Origin of the sequence: Streptomyces triticirhizae (assembly GCF_003696235.1) — a bacterium.
GTDB lineage: Bacteria > Actinomycetota > Actinomycetes > Streptomycetales > Streptomycetaceae > Streptomyces > Streptomyces triticirhizae.
This window is the reverse complement of sequence record NZ_RFFJ01000154.1, coordinates 1-15,043: the sequence shown is the minus strand read 5'-3', so window position 1 is coordinate 15,043 and position 15,043 is coordinate 1. Positions and strand designations below refer to the sequence as shown.

The following is a 15,043-nucleotide window of genomic DNA, read 5'->3' as shown; positions in this document are numbered from 1 at the left end:
CGCGGGCGATCAGCGCGTCGGACGGCGGGGGCGGGCCGCCGCCGGCCGCCCGTTCCTCCTCGCGCAGGGCGCGCCCGAGGCGGCGCAGGTCGGCGGCGTCCATGCCACCCAGCGGCGAGGTGAGCAGCCGGGTCGCGGTCTCGGCGTCGAGCGCGGCGCCGGCGCCCTCGGGACCCGTCGCGCCCGCCTCGGCGACGACGCGCAGCGCGGTCAACAGCGGGGCGACCGCCGGCTCCTGGCGCAGCGGAAGGTCGTCGCCGTCCACTTCGAGCGGGACGCCGGCCGAGGTCAGGGCGCGGCGCACGGCCGGGATGGTGTGCCGGCCGGCGCGCACCAGCACCGCCATCTCGCCCCAGGGCAGCCCGTCCTCGAGACGGGCGCGGCGCAGCAGGTCGGCGATGTTCGCCAACTCGGCGCCCGCCGTCGGGTAGGTGAGGACCTGGACCGTGCCGCCCTCCCTGGTCGGCTCGGGCGAGCGGTGCCGGCGCACCGCCTCGGCCGGCAGCCGGCCCAGCGGCATCCGCGCGGCCAGCGTCCTGGTCGCGGCGAGCAGCCCGGCGCCCGAGCGGCGCGCGACGCGCAGCGCCAGCACGGGCGCCGGCTCGCCGGCCCGGGTGCGGAAGGTGTCGGGGAAGCCGAGGATGCCCCCCAGGTCGGCGCCCCTGAAGGCGTAGATGGACTGGTCGGGGTCGCCGAAGACGGTGAGGTCGCGGCCGTCGCCGGCCAGCGCCCGCAGCAGCGCGACCTGCGCCGGGTCGGTGTCCTGGTACTCGTCGACGAAGACCGCGTCGTAGCGGGCGGCGATGGCCCCGGCGTGCTCCGGGCGCTCGGCCAGCGCCACGGCCTCCCGCAGCAGCTCGGTGTAGTCGATGACGCCCTGCGCCTGGGTGACGTCCAGGTACTCGGCGAGGAACTCGGCGGCCACCGACCAGTCCTGGCGCCCGGTGCGGCGGGCGAACTCGCCCAGCGTCTCCGGGTCGAGCCCCAGCTCCCTGCCGCGCGCCAGCACGGCGCGCAGCTCGTCGGCGAAGCCCCGCGTCGTCAGGCAGGCCCGCAGCTCGGCCGGCCAGCGCGGCCCACGTCCCGAGCGTTCCAACTCCTGGTGCCCGGCGAGCAGTTCCCGCACGAAGAGGTCCTGCTCGGGGCCGGACAGCAGGCGCAGCGGCTCGGCGAACAGCTCCCGGTCCTGGTGGGCGCGGACCAGCGCGTAGGCGAACGAGTGGAACGTGGTCGCCTGGGGCGCACGGGCGCCGAGTTCGGCGGTCAGCCGGTCGCGCAGTTCGACGGCGGCCTTGCGGCTGAAGGTGAGGACCAGCAGCCGCTCGGGGTCGGCGCCGGCGCGCACCCGGCGGGCGACGGCCGCCACCAGCGTGGTGGTCTTCCCGGTGCCGGGGCCGGCGAGGACGAGCAGCGGACCGCCCGGGTGGTCAACCACGGCGCGCTGGCTGGCGTCCACAGCGATGTCGCGTGCGTCGACGACCGGGGTGCGCACCAGTCGGTACGCTCCCGGGGCGGGCGGCGGCCGGTCAGTGGACGGGACGGAGAGGCTCACGTGCATCGCGGATTCTCGTGGAGGTTGGGGTCGACGGTACGCCAGTCGACGGGCGGGGCGCGGGGTTTCCTGTCGGGAACGGGCACCCGCGAGCCCGGTTCCGGCGACCGGAGGGGCGCGCGCGGGCGCTCGGGCGCCGGCTCAGCGCGGGTCCGCCCAGCGCGCGCGGCGCAGGTCCACGCGGATCGTGCCGGAGTCCCCACCGGGGCGCAACGGCGTGCCCTCGGCGCGGTAGTGCTCCAGCGCGCGCCGCTCGTGCCCGGGCGCCGGGCGCCCGTCCGCGCGCACCACGCGCCACCACGGGACGGCGCCGCCGTAGCGGGCCAGCACGGTGCCCACCTGGCGCGGCCCGCCCTCGGCCACCACGCCGGCGATGTCGCCGTAGGTGAGGACACGGCCCTCGGGGATGCGTTCGACGACGGCGAGCACCGCGTCGGCGTGGTCGGACAGGCGGTGCGGCGGCTCGTTCGCCGGCGCTCGGGTGGCGGGCCTCATGCCGCCCATGGTGCCGTATGTCACGGAGCCCACCGCGCTGTCGGTGTCTCGTGCCAGTATCGTCCCCGTACGGGGGAGAGCTGGTCGAGGGCAGTCGCTCCAGCGCGAGATCGTTTCCAGGGATGCGGCCAGTGATACGGGGCGAGGAAGAACGGGCAGAGCGGGCGGACGAACGGCCGGACGAGGGGCCGCCGCCGCTTGAGGCGCTGGAGCGCGCCGATCCGACCAGGAGCGACCTGGTCGAGGTGGACGACCCGATCCTCACCGCCCGGGTGCACCGGCCCGCCGACCTGCTGCGCGCGCTGCTGGGGCTGTTGGCCATCGGGGTGCTGCTGGCGGTGGCCACGTTCGCCATCGGCACCACCGAGGGCATCGAGCAGGACGTGGACAAGGGCTCCGAGCAGGCGCCCTCGCTGCTCATCGACTTCGCGGGCTTCGCCTCGGCCGTCGCGGTGCTGATCGTGCCGATGGCCTTCGCCATCGAACGGCTGATGCGCCGGGACGGGCTGCGGATCGCGGACGGCGTGCTGGCCGCCGTGCTGGCGCACGGGGTGTCGCTCTCGTTCAGCCTGTGGGTGGCCAGGATGGCGCCGCAGTCGGTGCAGGACGCGCTGATCAGGGACGCGCCGGGCGGCAGCGGGCTGACCGAGCCGGTGCACGGCTATCTGGCGCCGGTGATCGCCTACGCCACGGCCGTCGGGATGACGCACCGGCCCGGCTGGCGGCTGGTGATGTGGTCGGTGGTGACGCTGGACGCGGTGGCGGTGCTGGTCGCCGGGTACACCACGCCGTTCTCCATCGCGGTCACCGTGCTGATCGGCTGGACCATCGCCTACGCCACGCTCTACGCCGTCGGCTCGCCCAACGTCCGCGCCACCGGGCAGCAGTTGCTCGCCGGGCTGCGGCATGTCGGCTTCCGGCCGGTGACCGCGCTGCGCGCGGAGGAGCCCGCCCCTTCGGAGGACGGGGAGCGCGGGACGAACGAGCCGACCCGGCGCTATCTGGTAACGCTGGAGTCAGGGCCGCCGCTGGACGTGACGGTGGTGGACCGGCAGCAGCAGGCGCGGGGCTTCTTCTACCGGGCGTGGCGGCGGCTGGCGCTGCGCGGCATCACCCAGCGGCGGAGCCTGCCGTCGCTGCGTCAGGCGCTGGAGCAGGAGGCGTTGCTGGCGTACGCGGCGATCGCCGCCGGCGCCAACGCGCCCAAGCTGATCGCCACATCGGAGCTGGGCCCCGACGCGGTGATGCTGGTCTACGAGCACATCCCGGGCCGCGACCTGGACTCGCTGCCGGACGACGAGATCACCGACGCGCTGATGGAGGCGACCTGGCGGCAGGTCACCGCGCTCCAGTCGCGCCGGATCGCGCACCGCAGGCTGGACGGCCGCGCGGTGCTGGTGGACCGGGCTGGCACGGTCTATCTGACCAGCCTGCGCGGCGGGGAGATCGCCGCCGGCGACCTGCTGCTGCGGATGGACGTGGCGCAGCTGCTGACCACGTTCGGGCTGCGGGCCGGCGCCGAGCGCGCGGTGGCGGCGGCGGTGACCGTGCTGGGTCCCGACGCGGTGGCCGACAGCCTGCCGCTGCTCCAGCCCATCGCGCTCAGCCGGGCCACCCGGGCGACGCTGCGGCAGCTGGCGAAGGAGCGCGCCCAGCGGGAGCGGCAGGCGGTGTTGGACGCCACCCGGGCCTACCGGGAGGCGCGCGGCAGCCTCCCGGAGAACGCGGACCGCAGGACGGTCAAGGCCGCCAAGCAGGCCGAGAAGCAGGTGATGGAGGAGGCCCTGGAGAACGCCAGGGAGCCCGACCTGCTGGCGCTGATCCGGCAGCAGGTGCTGTTGATCCGGCCACAGGCGCCGATAGAGCCCGCCCGGATCGAGCGGATCAGGCCGCGCACCCTGGTGAGCCTGATCGCGGCGGTCTTCGCCGGGTACTTCCTGATCAGCCAGCTGATCAACCCCGAGTTCCAGCGGGTGTGGGAGGACGCCAACTGGGGCTGGGTGATCGTCGCCGCCGGCTTCTCGGCGCTGACGTACTTCGCCGCCGCCACCAGCCTGTTGGGCTTCGTGCCCGAGAAGGTCAACTATCCGCGCACGGTGATGGCGCAGGTGGCGGGCTCCTTCGTGAAGCTGGTGGCGCCGGCGGCGATCGGCGGCGCGGCGCTCAACGCCCGCTTCCTGCAACGCCAGGGGCTGCGCCCGGGCCACGCGGTGGCCAGCGTGGGCGCCTCGCAGCTCTTCGGCCTCGGCAGCCATGTGTTGCTGCTGCTGACCTTCGGCTATCTGACCGGCACCGAGCACACGCCAAACCTCTCGCCCTCCCGCACGGTGATCGCCGGGCTGTTGACGGTGGCGGTGGCGGCGCTGATCGTGACGGCGGTGCCGACCCTGCGGAAGGCGATACTGGAGCGGGTGCGCAGCCTGTTCGCCGGCGTGGTGCCCCGGATGCTGGACGTGGTGCAGCGGCCGAAGAAGCTGGTGGCCGGCATCGGCGGGATGCTGCTGATGACGCTGGCGTTCGTGATGTGCCTGGACGCCTCGCTGCGGGCCTTCGGCTGGGAGCTGAGCTATCCGACGATCGCCGTGGTCTTCCTGGCGGGGAACGCGCTGGGCTCGGCGGCGCCGACGCCCGGCGGCATCGGCGCGATCGAGTTCACGTTGAGCGCGGGCCTGAGCGCGTTCGGCGTGCCGCCGCAGGTGGCGTTGGGCGCGGTGCTGCTGTTCCGGCTGATGACCTTCTGGCTGCCGGTGCTGCCGGGCTGGCTGGCGTTCACCCAACTCACCCGCAAGGAAGCGATCTAGGATCCCACACGGGGAGGGCCGGCCCGCAACTGCGAGCCCGTGGGCCCGAACGCGCTTGTGAATGCCACCTCGTTGGCCGTACTGTCCCGCACATGCGGTTCTACAGCATGGGGCGGGCGGCGCGGCTGCTCGGGGTGAGCCCGGACACGGTGCGGCGCTGGGCGGACAACGGCCGGCTGCCGACGCGGCGGGACGAGGCGGGCAAGCGACAGGTGGCGGGCGAGGATCTCGCCGCGTTCGCCGTGGAGTTGGGCGCCGAGGGCGCGCCCGGCGGGGACCTGGGCGAGCCCTACACCAGCGCCCGCAACGCCTTCCCCGGGATCATCACCAAGGTCACCGTCGGCGATGTCGCCGCGCAGGTGGAGATCCAGGCCGGGCCGCACCGGCTGGTCTCGCTGCTGACCCGCGAGGCCGTCGAGGAGTTGGGCCTGGCCGTCGGCGAGGAGGCCGTCGCCCGGGTCAAGGCCACCAGCGTTCATATCGACCGGATGTGAGGACCAGCGTGTTCCGTACCCGTGCCGTCTCCCGTTCCCGCTCCCGTTCACGCCTCGTGGCGCGGCCCCGGCGCGCGCTGGCCGGCGCGCTGCTCGCGCCCGCCGTCGTGCTCGGCCTCGCCGGCTGTGGCTCCGACGACTCCGGAGACTCCGAGGACTCCGCCGGTTCGTCGAACGGCGGCGGGTCCGAGGTCACCCTCACCGTGCTGGCCGCCGCCTCGCTGACCGACGTCTTCGAGGAGGCGGGCGCCGCCTACGAGGAGGAGAACCCGGGCACCACCGTGCGGTTCTCGTTCGCCGGCTCCCAGGAGCTGGTCGCCCAGCTCGACGGCGGCGCGCCCGCCGACGTGCTGGTCACCGCCGACACCGACACCATGGCGAGCGCGGCCGAGCTGACCGGTGAGCCGTCGGTGATCGCCCGCAACGAGCTGACCATCGTCACCCCGCCCGACAACCCGGCCGGCGTGGACGAGTTGGCCGACCTGGCCGACCCGGAGCTGCGGCTGGTGCTGGCCGCCCCCGAGGTGCCGGCCGGCCGCTACGGCCAGGAGATCCTCACGGCGGCCGGCGTGGCGGCGGAGCCGGACTCGTTGGAGGCCAACGTCCGCGCGGTGCTGGGCAAGGTCCAGCTGGGCGAGGCCGACGCGGGCCTGGTCTATGTCACGGACGCCACCGTCGCCGGCGACGAGGTCCATGTGGTGCCCATCCCCGAGGAGCTGAACGTCGTCGCCGAGTACCCGGCGGCCACCCTGAACGACGCCGAACACCCCGAGGAGGCGGCCGAGTTCGTGGCCTGGCTCAACGAGGAGGCCGCGCGGGGGCTGCTCGCCGAGGCGGGCTTCCTCGTTCCGTGAGCGGCGCGCCGGGTCGGCGCCGGCCACCCCTCACCCTGGCGCTGCCCGCGCTGGTCGCGGTCGGCTTCCTCGGCGTTCCACTGCTGGGGGTGCTGGTCGACGCGCCGTGGGGCGAGTTGGCGGAACGGCTGACCGAGCCGGCGATCACCGAGGCGCTGCGGCTCTCCCTGGTGGTCTCCGGCTGGGCGCTGCTGCTCTCCCTGCTGCTGGGGGTGCCGCTGGCCTGGCTGTTGGCGCGGACCGACTTCCACGGCCGCACGCTGGTGCGCTGCCTGGTGATCCTGCCCATGGTGCTGCCGCCGACGGTGGCGGGCGTGGCGCTGGCCCAGGGCTTCGGCCGGCGCGGGCTGCTGGGCGAGCACCTCGAACGGCTGGGCGTGACGCTGTCGTTCACCACGCCCGGCGCGGTGGTGGCGGCGACCTTTGTGGCGATGCCGTTCCTGGTGATCAGCCTGGAGGGCGCGCTGAACGGGATCGAGCCGCACTTCGAGGAGGCGGCGGCCACGATGGGCGCCGGGCCGCTGCGCACGCTGTGGCTGGTGACCCTGCCCATGGTGCGCCCGGCGCTGGCCGCGGGGGCCGCGCTGTGCTGGGCGCGGGCGCTGGGCGAGTTCGGGGCGACGATCACGTTCGCGGGGAACCTGCCGGGCACGACGCAGACGCTGCCGCTGAAGGTGTACCTGCTGCTCCAGGGCGACCCGGCCGGGGCCACGGCCGTCTCCCTGCTGCTGCTGGTCGTCGCGGGCGCGGTGCTGGTCGCGCTGCGCGGCCGGTGGATTCCCGCCGTGCGGTGAGGTGGGCCACGGCGGCCCGGGGGGCCGCGCGGCCGGTGCGCCACGTCCCGGTCCAGCCGAGCGGTTCGACCCGTGACCGGCTCCGCGCGATATCGGGCGCCTGCCCGGCCGGAAGCCCAACCACCCACGCACAACCGGGCGGTCCCGCCCGTGACCGGCTCCACACCACGTCGCGCCCGCCCCGCCAGGGGCCAACCCACCCGCACAGCCCCAACCCCCGTCCCGGCGGAGCCGCCCGGGCCAGGGCCCGGCCCCCAGGCCGGGCCTCCGCCCCAGCCCACCCGGCCAGGGTCACCCGGATGACTCCCGCCCGCTCGCGGCCCCGCCGCGCCCGCGTCGACGATGGAGCGGTCGGAGCCAACCGTTGGGAGCCGTCCGATGACCCGAGCCCGCCTGCTCGTTCCCGCGCTGCTGACCGCCGGCGCGCTGGTGGGCGGCTGCGCCGGCGCCTCCGCCGAGGCCGAGCGGCCGGCCGCCGCCCGGGACGGCGCGCGGGACACCGACGACCTGCCGGCCTCGTTCACCGAGCAGAAGCTCGACTGGGCGCCCTGCCCGGCGCCCGACAGCTCCCAGGGCGACGACTCCACCACGCCCAGCCCGCTGCCCGACGGCGCCGAGTGGGAGTGCGCCACCCTCACCGCGCCGCTGGACTACACCGACCCCGAGGCCGACACCATCGAGCTGGCCATGGTGCGGGCGCGCAGCGAGGCGCGGGAGGACGACCGGATCGGCTCGCTGTTCTTCAACTTCGGCGGCCCGGGCGGCTCCGGCGTGGTGACGCTGCCGGCGTTCGGCCAGGACTACGCCGAACTCCGCGAGTCCTTCGACCTGGTGAGCTTCGACCCGCGCGGGGTCGGCGACAGCGAGGGCGTGCGGTGCCTGGACGACGCGGCGTTGGACGACTTCTTCGCTTCCGACCTGTTCCCGAACGACCGCGCCGAGGAGCGGGAGTACGAGGACCGGCTGAAGGAGTTCTCGCGCGGCTGCGAGGAGCGTTCCGGGGATCTGCTGCCGCATCTGACCACCACGGCGACCGCCCGCGACCTGGACCTGATGCGGGATGTGCTGGGCGACGACCGGCTCTACTACTTCGGCGTCTCCTACGGCACCGAGTTGGGCGGGGTCTACGCGCACCTCTTCCCGCGCCGCGTCGGCCGGGCCGTGTTCGACGCCGTGGTCGATCCCTCGGGCGGCACCGAGGAGGGCGCCAGGGGGCAGGCGTCCGGCTTCCAACTCGCCCTGGAGAACTACCTGAAGCAGTGCGTCGAGCGGGACGACTGCCCGCTGGGCGGCGACGAGGACGAGGCGGAGGAGCGGCTCTCGGGGCTGCTGGAGCGGCTGCGCGAGGAGCCGTTGTCCACCCGGGACCCGGACGACCGCAGGCTCACCGAGGCGCTGGCGTACAACGGGGTCGCCCAGTCGCTGTACTCGGAGGACTTCTGGCCCTACCTCACCCAGGGCCTGTCGGAGGCGCTCGACGAGGAGGACCCCGACGGCACGGTGCTGCTGGCCCTGGGTGACGCGATGAACGGCCGCAACCCGGACGGGAGTTACACCACGCTCCAGTCCTCGTTGACCGCGATCAGCTGCGCCGACTCCAACCGCCGCTACGACGCGGACGACGTGCGGGAGGCGCTGGGCGAGTTCGAGGACTCCTCGGCGATCTTCGGCCCGCCGATGGCCTGGTCCCTGCTGACCTGCGCCCACTGGCCGGTGGACGGCGCCGCCGAGCACCCGGACGTGTCGGCCGACGGCGCGGAGCCCATCCTGCTGATCGGCACCACCGGCGACCCGGCCACGCCGTACGAGGGGACCGCGCGGATGGCCGAGGCGCTCGGCGACGACGTGGCCGTGGAGCTGACCTACGAGGGCGAGGGCCACGGCGCCTACAACGGCGGCAACTCCTGTGTGCGGGACGCCACCAACGCCTATCTGATCGACGGTGAGGTGCCCGACGACGGCACCACCTGCGACTGACCTGGGCGTGGAGCGGGTCCCCCGGGCCGGGTAGCCTCCATGAGGAGGGCCGGCACGACGCGGCCCGGAGCACGAGGGGGTTCGTTCGCGCATGACTCGGGGTGGCATACGCGGCGCCGTTCCGCTGGCGTTGGCCCTGGCGCTGCTGGTGGGCGGCTGTTCCGGCTCCTCGGGAACGGCGGAGCCGTGGAGCCCACCCGGCACCACCGAGGCCGCGCCCTCCCCGTCGCCGGCCCCCGCCAACGAGGAACTCCCGCCGCTGCCCGAGCGTTTCACCGGGCAGACGCTCGACTGGTCCGAGTGCCCCGCGCCCTCCCCCCTCCAGGGCGCGGGCCGGCCGCCGGGCGACCCCTGGCGCTGCGCCGCGTTGACCGTTCCCCTGGACTACGCCGAGCCCGAGGGCGAGACCATCGACCTGGCGCTGATCAGGGCGCCGGCCACGGACCGGGACGAGCGGATCGGCTCGCTGGTGTTCAACTTCGGCGGGCCCGGCGGCTCCGGCGTCGCCTCGCTGCCCCGGTCCGCCGAGCGCTACGCGGAGTTGGCGGAGCGCTTCGACCTGGTGAGCTTCGACCCGCGCGGGGTGGGCGAGTCGGCCGGCGTGGTCTGCCGGGACGACGAGGCGATCGACGCCGCCGCCCAGGACGCGATGGGCCCCCCGCGCACGCCCGAGGAGGAGCGCGAGTTCCTCGCCGCCAACCGCGACTACGCGATCGCCTGCACGGAGCGCAACGGCGAACTGCTCGGGCAGGTCGGCACGGTGAACGCGGCCCGCGACCTGGACCTGCTGCGGCAGGTGCTGGGCGAGGAGCGGCTGCACTACTTCGGCGTCTCCTACGGCACCAAGCTGGGCGCCGTCTACGCGCACCTGTTCCCGGAGCGGGTCGGCCGCACCGTGCTGGACGCGGTCGTCGACCCGACCAGGGACCAGGTCGAGCGGCTGCTGCTCCAGACCGAGGGCTTCCAACTCGCCCTGGACAACTACCTGGAGGACTGCGGCCGCGCCCCCGACTGCCCGGTGGGCGGCGCCGGCGAGGAGGGCCACGAGGCGCTGGTCGAGCTGTTCGAGGCGGCCCGCGAGGAGCCGCTGCCCACCGAGTCGGGCCGCCGGCTCACCCAGGACCTCGCGGTCACCGGCGTGTTGGCGAGCCTCTACTCCCGCGCCTCCTGGGGCTATCTGACCGACGCGCTGCGCGAGGCGCGCGAGGAGGGCCGGGGGGACATGCTGCTGCGGGCCGCCGAGCAGTACAACGGGCGGGACGCCGAGGGCCGTTACCGGAACCTCAGCTCCGCCAACACGGCCGTCAACTGCGCCGACTTCGCCTCCCGGCCCACCCTGGAGACCGTCCACGAGCAGATGGACACCTTTGTCGACGCCTCGCCGGTCTTCGGCGAGCACCTGGTGTGGGGGCTGCTCTCCTGCGCCAACTGGCCGGTCAACGGGGAGCGGGACCAGCCCCGCGTCGAGGCCGAGGGCGCCGGGCCCATCCTGCTGCTGGCCACCACGGGCGACCCGGCCACGCCCCGGATCGGCGCCGAGCGGATGCGGCAGGCGCTGGGCCCGGGCGTCGGGGTGCTGCTGACCTACGAGGGCGAGGGGCATGGCGCGTTCAGCGGCGGCGACCCCTGCGTGACGGCGGCGGTGGCCTCCCATCTCCTGGACGGGGACCCGCCGGGCGACGGTACCGTGTGCTCCTGATGAGACATATGCGGACACACATATCCCGGGCGGTGGCCGCGACGGCGCTGCTCGCGTTCACCGCCGCCTGCACCTCGGGGAGTTCGGACCGCCCCGGGGAACGTTCCGGGGATCGCTCCTCCGGGCCGGCCGCCGGCTACCAGGGCCTCCCCGACGAGCTGGGCCGGCAGAGCCTGGACTGGGTCGAGTGCCCGGCGCCGGCCGCCAGCCAGGACCCGCTGGCCACCGCGCCGCCCGAGGGCTTCGACGACGGCACCGGCTGGGAGTGCGCCGACCTCACCGTCCCCCTCGACTACGACGACCCCTCGGGCGACACCATCGAGCTGGCCCTGTTGCGGGCCGTCTCCCCCGCCCCGGACGAGGAGCGCCTGGGCTCCCTGATCTTCAACTTCGGCGGCCCAGGCGGCTCGGGCGTCGCCACGCTTCCGCAGACCGGCGAGAGCTTCGACGAGCTGCGCCGGGGCGGCTGGGACCTGGTGAGCTTCGACCCGCGCGGCGTGGGCGAGAGCGAGGGCGTGGTCTGCCTGAGCGATGCGGAACGGGACGCCGCCACCCAGGAGTTGGGCTCCCGGCCGGACACCGCCGAGGAGCGGCGGATCGCGGAGCGGCAGGAGGAGGAGTTCGTGGACGCCTGCGTCGCCAACTCCGGCGACCTGCTGCCCCATGTCTCCACGGCCAACGCGGCCCGCGACCTGGACCTGATGCGCCATGTGCTGGGCGACGACCGGCTGAACTACTTCGGCATCTCCTACGGCACCCAGCTGGGCGCGACCTACGCGAACCTCTTCCCCGACCGGGTCGGCCGCACCGTGCTGGACGCGGTCGTCGACCCCAGCGACGACCCCGTTCAGCAGGGCCTGTTGGACGCCCGGGGCTTCCAGCGGGCGCTCGACCACTATCTGGAAGACTGCGTCCAGCAGCCGGACTGCCCGGCGGGCGAGACGCCGGCCGAGGGCAACCGCTGGATCAGCGACTTCCTCGCCGAGCTGGAGGAGAACCCGCTGCCCACCCGCCAGGACCCGGCCGGCCGCGAGCTGACGGCCGTCCTCGCCTACACCGGCATCGCCTCCACCCTCTACTCGGAGGAGAGCTGGCAGTACCTCACCCAGGGCCTGGCCGAGGCCCGCGACGAGGGCACGGGCGATCTGCTGCTGTTGCTCAACGACATCTACAGCGGCCGCGACCCGGTCACCGGCGCCTACTCCACGCAGGAGCCCTCGTTCACCGCGATCCGCTGCGCCGACCGGCCCGGCGGGATGAGCGAGGAGGAGGCGCTGGCGCACGAGGCGGAGTTCGTCGAGGCGTCCGAGGTGTTCGGGCCCTACATGGTGTGGTCGCTGGCCGGCTGCGCCGAGGACTGGCCGGTGACCGAGGCCGCCGACCCGCCGAACTACGACGCGACCGGCGCGGCGGAGCCGCTGCTGCTCCTGGCCACCACGGGCGACCCGGCCACCCCCATCGAGGGCGCGGAGCGGATGCGGGAGGCCATGGGCGGCGGCGAGGTGGCGCCGCTGCTGCGCTGGGACGGCGAGGGCCACGGCGCCTACCTCAGCGAGGACCCGTGCGTGCTGGACGCGGTCAACTCCTGGCTGCTGGACGGCGAGATCCCCGCCGACGACACCAACTGCCCGGCCTGAGCGACGCGTTCGCCCGGCCCGGGCCGGCATGTTCGAGGCCCCCGGCGTCCCACGGGGCGGGCGGCCGGGGGCCTCGGGGCGTGGCGCGTCCTCGTCCCGGCTCAGTAGACGGGCTTCTCCGGCTCGATCTGGTTGACCCAGCCGATGACGCCGCCGCCCACGTGCACCGCGTCGGCGAAGCCCGCGTTCTTCAGCACGGCCAGCACCTCGGCCGAGCGGACGCCGGTCTTGCAGTGCAGCACGATCCGCCGGTCCTGCGGCAGGTCGCCGAGCGCGTCGCCCATCAGGAACTCGTTCTTGGGGACCAGCCGGGCGCCCGGGATCGAGACGATCTCGTACTCGTTGGGCTCGCGGACGTCGATGATGTCGATCTTCTCGTCGGCGTCGATCCACTCCTTGAGCTGCGCCGGCGTGATGGTGGAGTCCTTCGCGGCGGCCTGCGCCTCGTCGGAGACCACGCCGCAGAACGCCTCGTAGTCGATCAGCTCGGTGACGGTCGGGTTCTCGCCGCAGACCGCGCAGTTGGGGTCCTTGCGGACCTTGACCTGGCGGTAGTTCATCTCCAGGGCGTCATAGATCATCAGCCGCCCGACCAGCGGGTCGCCGATGCCGGCCAGCAGCTTGATCGCCTCGTTGACCTGGATCGAGCCGATCGAGGCGCAGAGCACCCCGAGCACCCCGCCCTCGGCGCAGGACGGCACCATGCCGGGCGGCGGCGGCTCCGGGTAGAGGCAGCGGTAGCACGGCCCGTGCTCGGACCAGAAGACGGACGCCTGCCCGTCGAAGCGGTAGATCGAGCCCCACACATAGGGCTTGTTCAGCAGCACGCAGGCGTCGTTGACCAGGTAGCGGGTGGCGAAGTTGTCCGTGCCGTCCACGATCAGGTCGTACTCGGCGAAGATCTCCATCACGTTGGAGGAGTCCAGCCGCTCCTGGTGCAGGTTGACCTGGACATACGGGTTGATCCCCAGCACCGAGTCCCGCGCCGACTCGGCCTTGGAGCGGCCGATGTCCGACTGGCTGTGGATGATCTGCCGTTGCAGGTTCGACTCGTCGACCTCGTCGAACTCGACGATCCCCAGCGTGCCGACGCCGGCGGCGGCCAGGTACATCAACGCGGGGGAACCGAGACCGCCGGCGCCCACACAGAGCACCCTGGCGTTCTTCAGACGCTTCTGGCCCGCCATGCCGACGTCCGGGATGATCAGGTGGCGGGAGTACCTGCGGACCTCATCGACGGACAGCTCGGCGGCCGGCTCTACCAGCGGGGGCAGCGACACGGGGACTCCGTAGGGTGATAGGGACAGTCGTGCTGCCTTCAACACTGCCACGAACGGTCTCATTCCAAGACTCCGGTCCCAGCCCGCGAGACGGCTCGTCCCGCCCGCGCCCGGCGCGGCCCCGGGCCGGGCGGGCGCGGGCGTCCGGTCACATCCGGCAGGCGGCCTCCATCCAGATGTCGGCCAGCGACTCCTCGAAGCCGATCCTGGCCCGCCAGCCCAGCCGGTCCCGCGCGGTGCGCACGTCCGCCTGCTGCCAGGCGCCGCAGCCGTCCGGATAGGGCGCGGCCTGCGGCAGCCCGCCGGGCAGCTCGCCGCCGGTCGCCTGCCGGGGCAGGGGCGGCGGGCCCTCCAACTCCAGCAGGCTCCCGCCGAAGCCGGAGATCCGCGCCAGCGCGGCGGCCGCCTCGCGCAGCCGAACGGCGTGCCCGGTGCCGATGTTGACCACGCCCTGCGCCGCCGAGAGCGTCGCCGCGTGCACCGCGCGGGCCACGTCCCGCACGTCGACGAAGTCCCGCTGCACGCCGAGCCCGCCCAACTTCAGCTCGCTGTCGCCGTGTTGCATGGCCCGCCGCAGCGAGTCCGCCAGCCGGCCCAGCGGGGAGCCGGCCGGGGTGCCGGGCCCGGTGGGCGAGAAGACCCGCAGCACGATCGCGTCCAGGCCCGAGCCCAGCACCAGCTCCGTCGCCGCCAGCTTGCTCACCCCGTACGGACCGCCGGGGCGCGCCACCGCGTCCTCGGCGATGGACGAGCCGTGCTGCGACGGCCCGTACTCGGCGGCGCAGCCGATCTGCACCAGCCGCGCCCGGCAGCCGCTGCGCCGCAGCGACTCGCAGAGCGTCGCGGTGGCCACGGTGTTGTGGCGGGCCAGCTCGCTGGCGGTGCCCCGGATGGCGCCGGCGCAGTTGATCACCACGCCCGGGTGCACCGCGTCCAGGAAGCGGGTCAGCGCGCCGGGGCTGCCGGTGGACAGGTCGAAGCGCACGTCGGCGTCGTCGCCGCGCCCCAGCGCGGTCAGCTGCACGGCGGGGTCGGCCAGCAGTCGGTCGGCCACGAACCGGCCCAGGTATCCGTTGGCGCCCAGCAACAGCACTCTCATCGGCGAGACCTCCGGTGCTCCAGGTGACCGGCTCCGGTCGTGGCTGCGGTGGGGGGTGGTGCGGTCATCGCGTGTCGTGCTCCTCGCATGTGAACGGTGCGGCCACGGCCGTGGCGGTGGCCCGCGCTGGAGAGATGGCTGAGGGACGGGCTGGGGGCCGCGCCGGCGAACCGCCGGCGGTGGGGTCCCAACGGTCGTGCGGGGTGAGGGGGTTGGCCGGACGTGGCGGAACGGCGCGGTGCGCGCTGGCCCGTGGCAACGCCACGGCCGCGCCCACCAGCAGCCAGCAGCCGCCGGCCGCGCAGGCCACCAGGGGCACGGCCGCCACGCCGCGCGCCGCCACCAGCGCCGCCACCGGCTC

At 74.5% G+C, this 15,043-nt stretch carries 10 protein-coding genes and 1 pseudogene; 7 read left to right on the top strand and 4 right to left on the bottom strand.

What is annotated here, in order from left to right:
* Together EBN88_RS22325 and EBN88_RS22320 are read right to left on the bottom strand one after the other, a co-directional pair.
* Positions 1-1,558 (bottom strand): ATP-dependent helicase (locus EBN88_RS22325; protein WP_147472804.1); only part of this gene is annotated, 1,558 nt, incomplete at its 3' end.
* A gap of 135 nt (positions 1,559-1,693) precedes the next feature.
* Positions 1,694-2,047 (bottom strand): MGMT family protein, encoded by a 354-nt coding sequence (locus tag EBN88_RS22320; protein WP_199742445.1) that lies wholly within the window; start codon positions 2,045-2,047, stop codon positions 1,694-1,696.
* A 17-nt stretch (positions 2,048-2,064) separates the two neighbouring features.
* On the opposite strand from EBN88_RS22320, the gene EBN88_RS22315 reads away from it, so the two are divergent.
* The 7 genes and pseudogenes from EBN88_RS22315 to EBN88_RS22285 all read left to right on the top strand — a co-directional run bounded on the left by EBN88_RS22315 (position 2,065) and on the right by EBN88_RS22285 (position 12,303).
* The gene (locus EBN88_RS22315; protein ID WP_407703450.1) at positions 2,065-4,848 is read left to right on the top strand and encodes a flippase-like domain-containing protein; all 2,784 of its coding nucleotides are present in this window, start codon (positions 2,065-2,067) and stop codon (positions 4,846-4,848) included.
* Between the two features lie 92 nt (positions 4,849-4,940).
* Positions 4,941-5,342 carry a TOBE domain-containing protein gene (locus EBN88_RS22310; RefSeq protein WP_122185699.1) on the top strand — a complete coding sequence of 134 codons (402 nt, stop codon included), beginning with the start codon at positions 4,941-4,943 and terminating at the stop codon, positions 5,340-5,342.
* A gap of 8 nt (positions 5,343-5,350) precedes the next feature.
* Positions 5,351-6,196: a molybdate ABC transporter substrate-binding protein gene (modA, locus tag EBN88_RS22305; RefSeq protein ID WP_122185701.1), complete on the top strand. Its 846-nt coding sequence runs from the start codon at positions 5,351-5,353 to the stop codon at positions 6,194-6,196.
* Positions 6,193-6,972 (top strand): annotated as a pseudogene (locus tag EBN88_RS22300) (ABC transporter permease); the annotation flags it as partial. The gene modA and the pseudogene EBN88_RS22300, both read left to right, overlap by 4 nt.
* 396 nt (positions 6,973-7,368) lie before the next feature.
* Positions 7,369-8,967: an alpha/beta hydrolase gene (locus EBN88_RS22295; protein WP_233580847.1), complete on the top strand. Its 1,599-nt coding sequence runs from the start codon at positions 7,369-7,371 to the stop codon at positions 8,965-8,967.
* A gap of 91 nt (positions 8,968-9,058) precedes the next feature.
* A complete protein-coding gene (locus tag EBN88_RS22290) occupies positions 9,059-10,666 on the top strand; it encodes an alpha/beta hydrolase (RefSeq protein WP_122185696.1) in 1,608 nt (535 codons plus the stop codon).
* 8 nt (positions 10,667-10,674) lie between these two features.
* Positions 10,675-12,303, top strand: coding sequence for an alpha/beta hydrolase (locus tag EBN88_RS22285; protein WP_122185695.1), 1,629 nt, complete (start codon positions 10,675-10,677; stop codon positions 12,301-12,303).
* Between the two features lie 101 nt (positions 12,304-12,404).
* Here EBN88_RS22285 and moeZ read toward each other — a convergent pair whose 3' ends face one another.
* Both moeZ and EBN88_RS22275 read right to left on the bottom strand, forming a co-directional pair.
* Positions 12,405-13,583, bottom strand: a complete 1,179-nt coding sequence (moeZ, locus tag EBN88_RS22280) for an adenylyltransferase/sulfurtransferase MoeZ (RefSeq protein ID WP_122185694.1) — start codon at positions 13,581-13,583, stop codon at positions 12,405-12,407.
* A gap of 148 nt (positions 13,584-13,731) precedes the next feature.
* Positions 13,732-14,682 carry an NAD-dependent epimerase/dehydratase family protein gene (locus EBN88_RS22275; protein ID WP_122185693.1) on the bottom strand — a complete coding sequence of 317 codons (951 nt, stop codon included), beginning with the start codon at positions 14,680-14,682 and terminating at the stop codon, positions 13,732-13,734.
* Positions 14,683-15,043 lie beyond the last annotated feature (361 nt).

Bases quoted from the DNA above. Each gene is read 5' to 3' on its own strand.
- EBN88_RS22290 (WP_122185696.1), top strand. From the start codon at position 9,059: ATGACTCGGGGTGGCATACGCGGCGCCGTTCCGCTGGCGTTGGCCCTG.
- EBN88_RS22320 (WP_199742445.1), bottom strand. From the start codon at position 2,047: ATGAGGCCCGCCACCCGAGCGCCGGCGAACGAGCCGCCGCACCGCCTG.
- EBN88_RS22310 (WP_122185699.1), top strand. From the start codon at position 4,941: ATGCGGTTCTACAGCATGGGGCGGGCGGCGCGGCTGCTCGGGGTGAGC.
- EBN88_RS22315 (WP_407703450.1), top strand. From the start codon at position 2,065: ATGTCACGGAGCCCACCGCGCTGTCGGTGTCTCGTGCCAGTATCGTCC.
- EBN88_RS22295 (WP_233580847.1), top strand. From the start codon at position 7,369: ATGACCCGAGCCCGCCTGCTCGTTCCCGCGCTGCTGACCGCCGGCGCG.
- EBN88_RS22275 (WP_122185693.1), bottom strand. From the start codon at position 14,682: ATGAGAGTGCTGTTGCTGGGCGCCAACGGATACCTGGGCCGGTTCGTG.
- EBN88_RS22285 (WP_122185695.1), top strand. From the start codon at position 10,675: ATGCGGACACACATATCCCGGGCGGTGGCCGCGACGGCGCTGCTCGCG.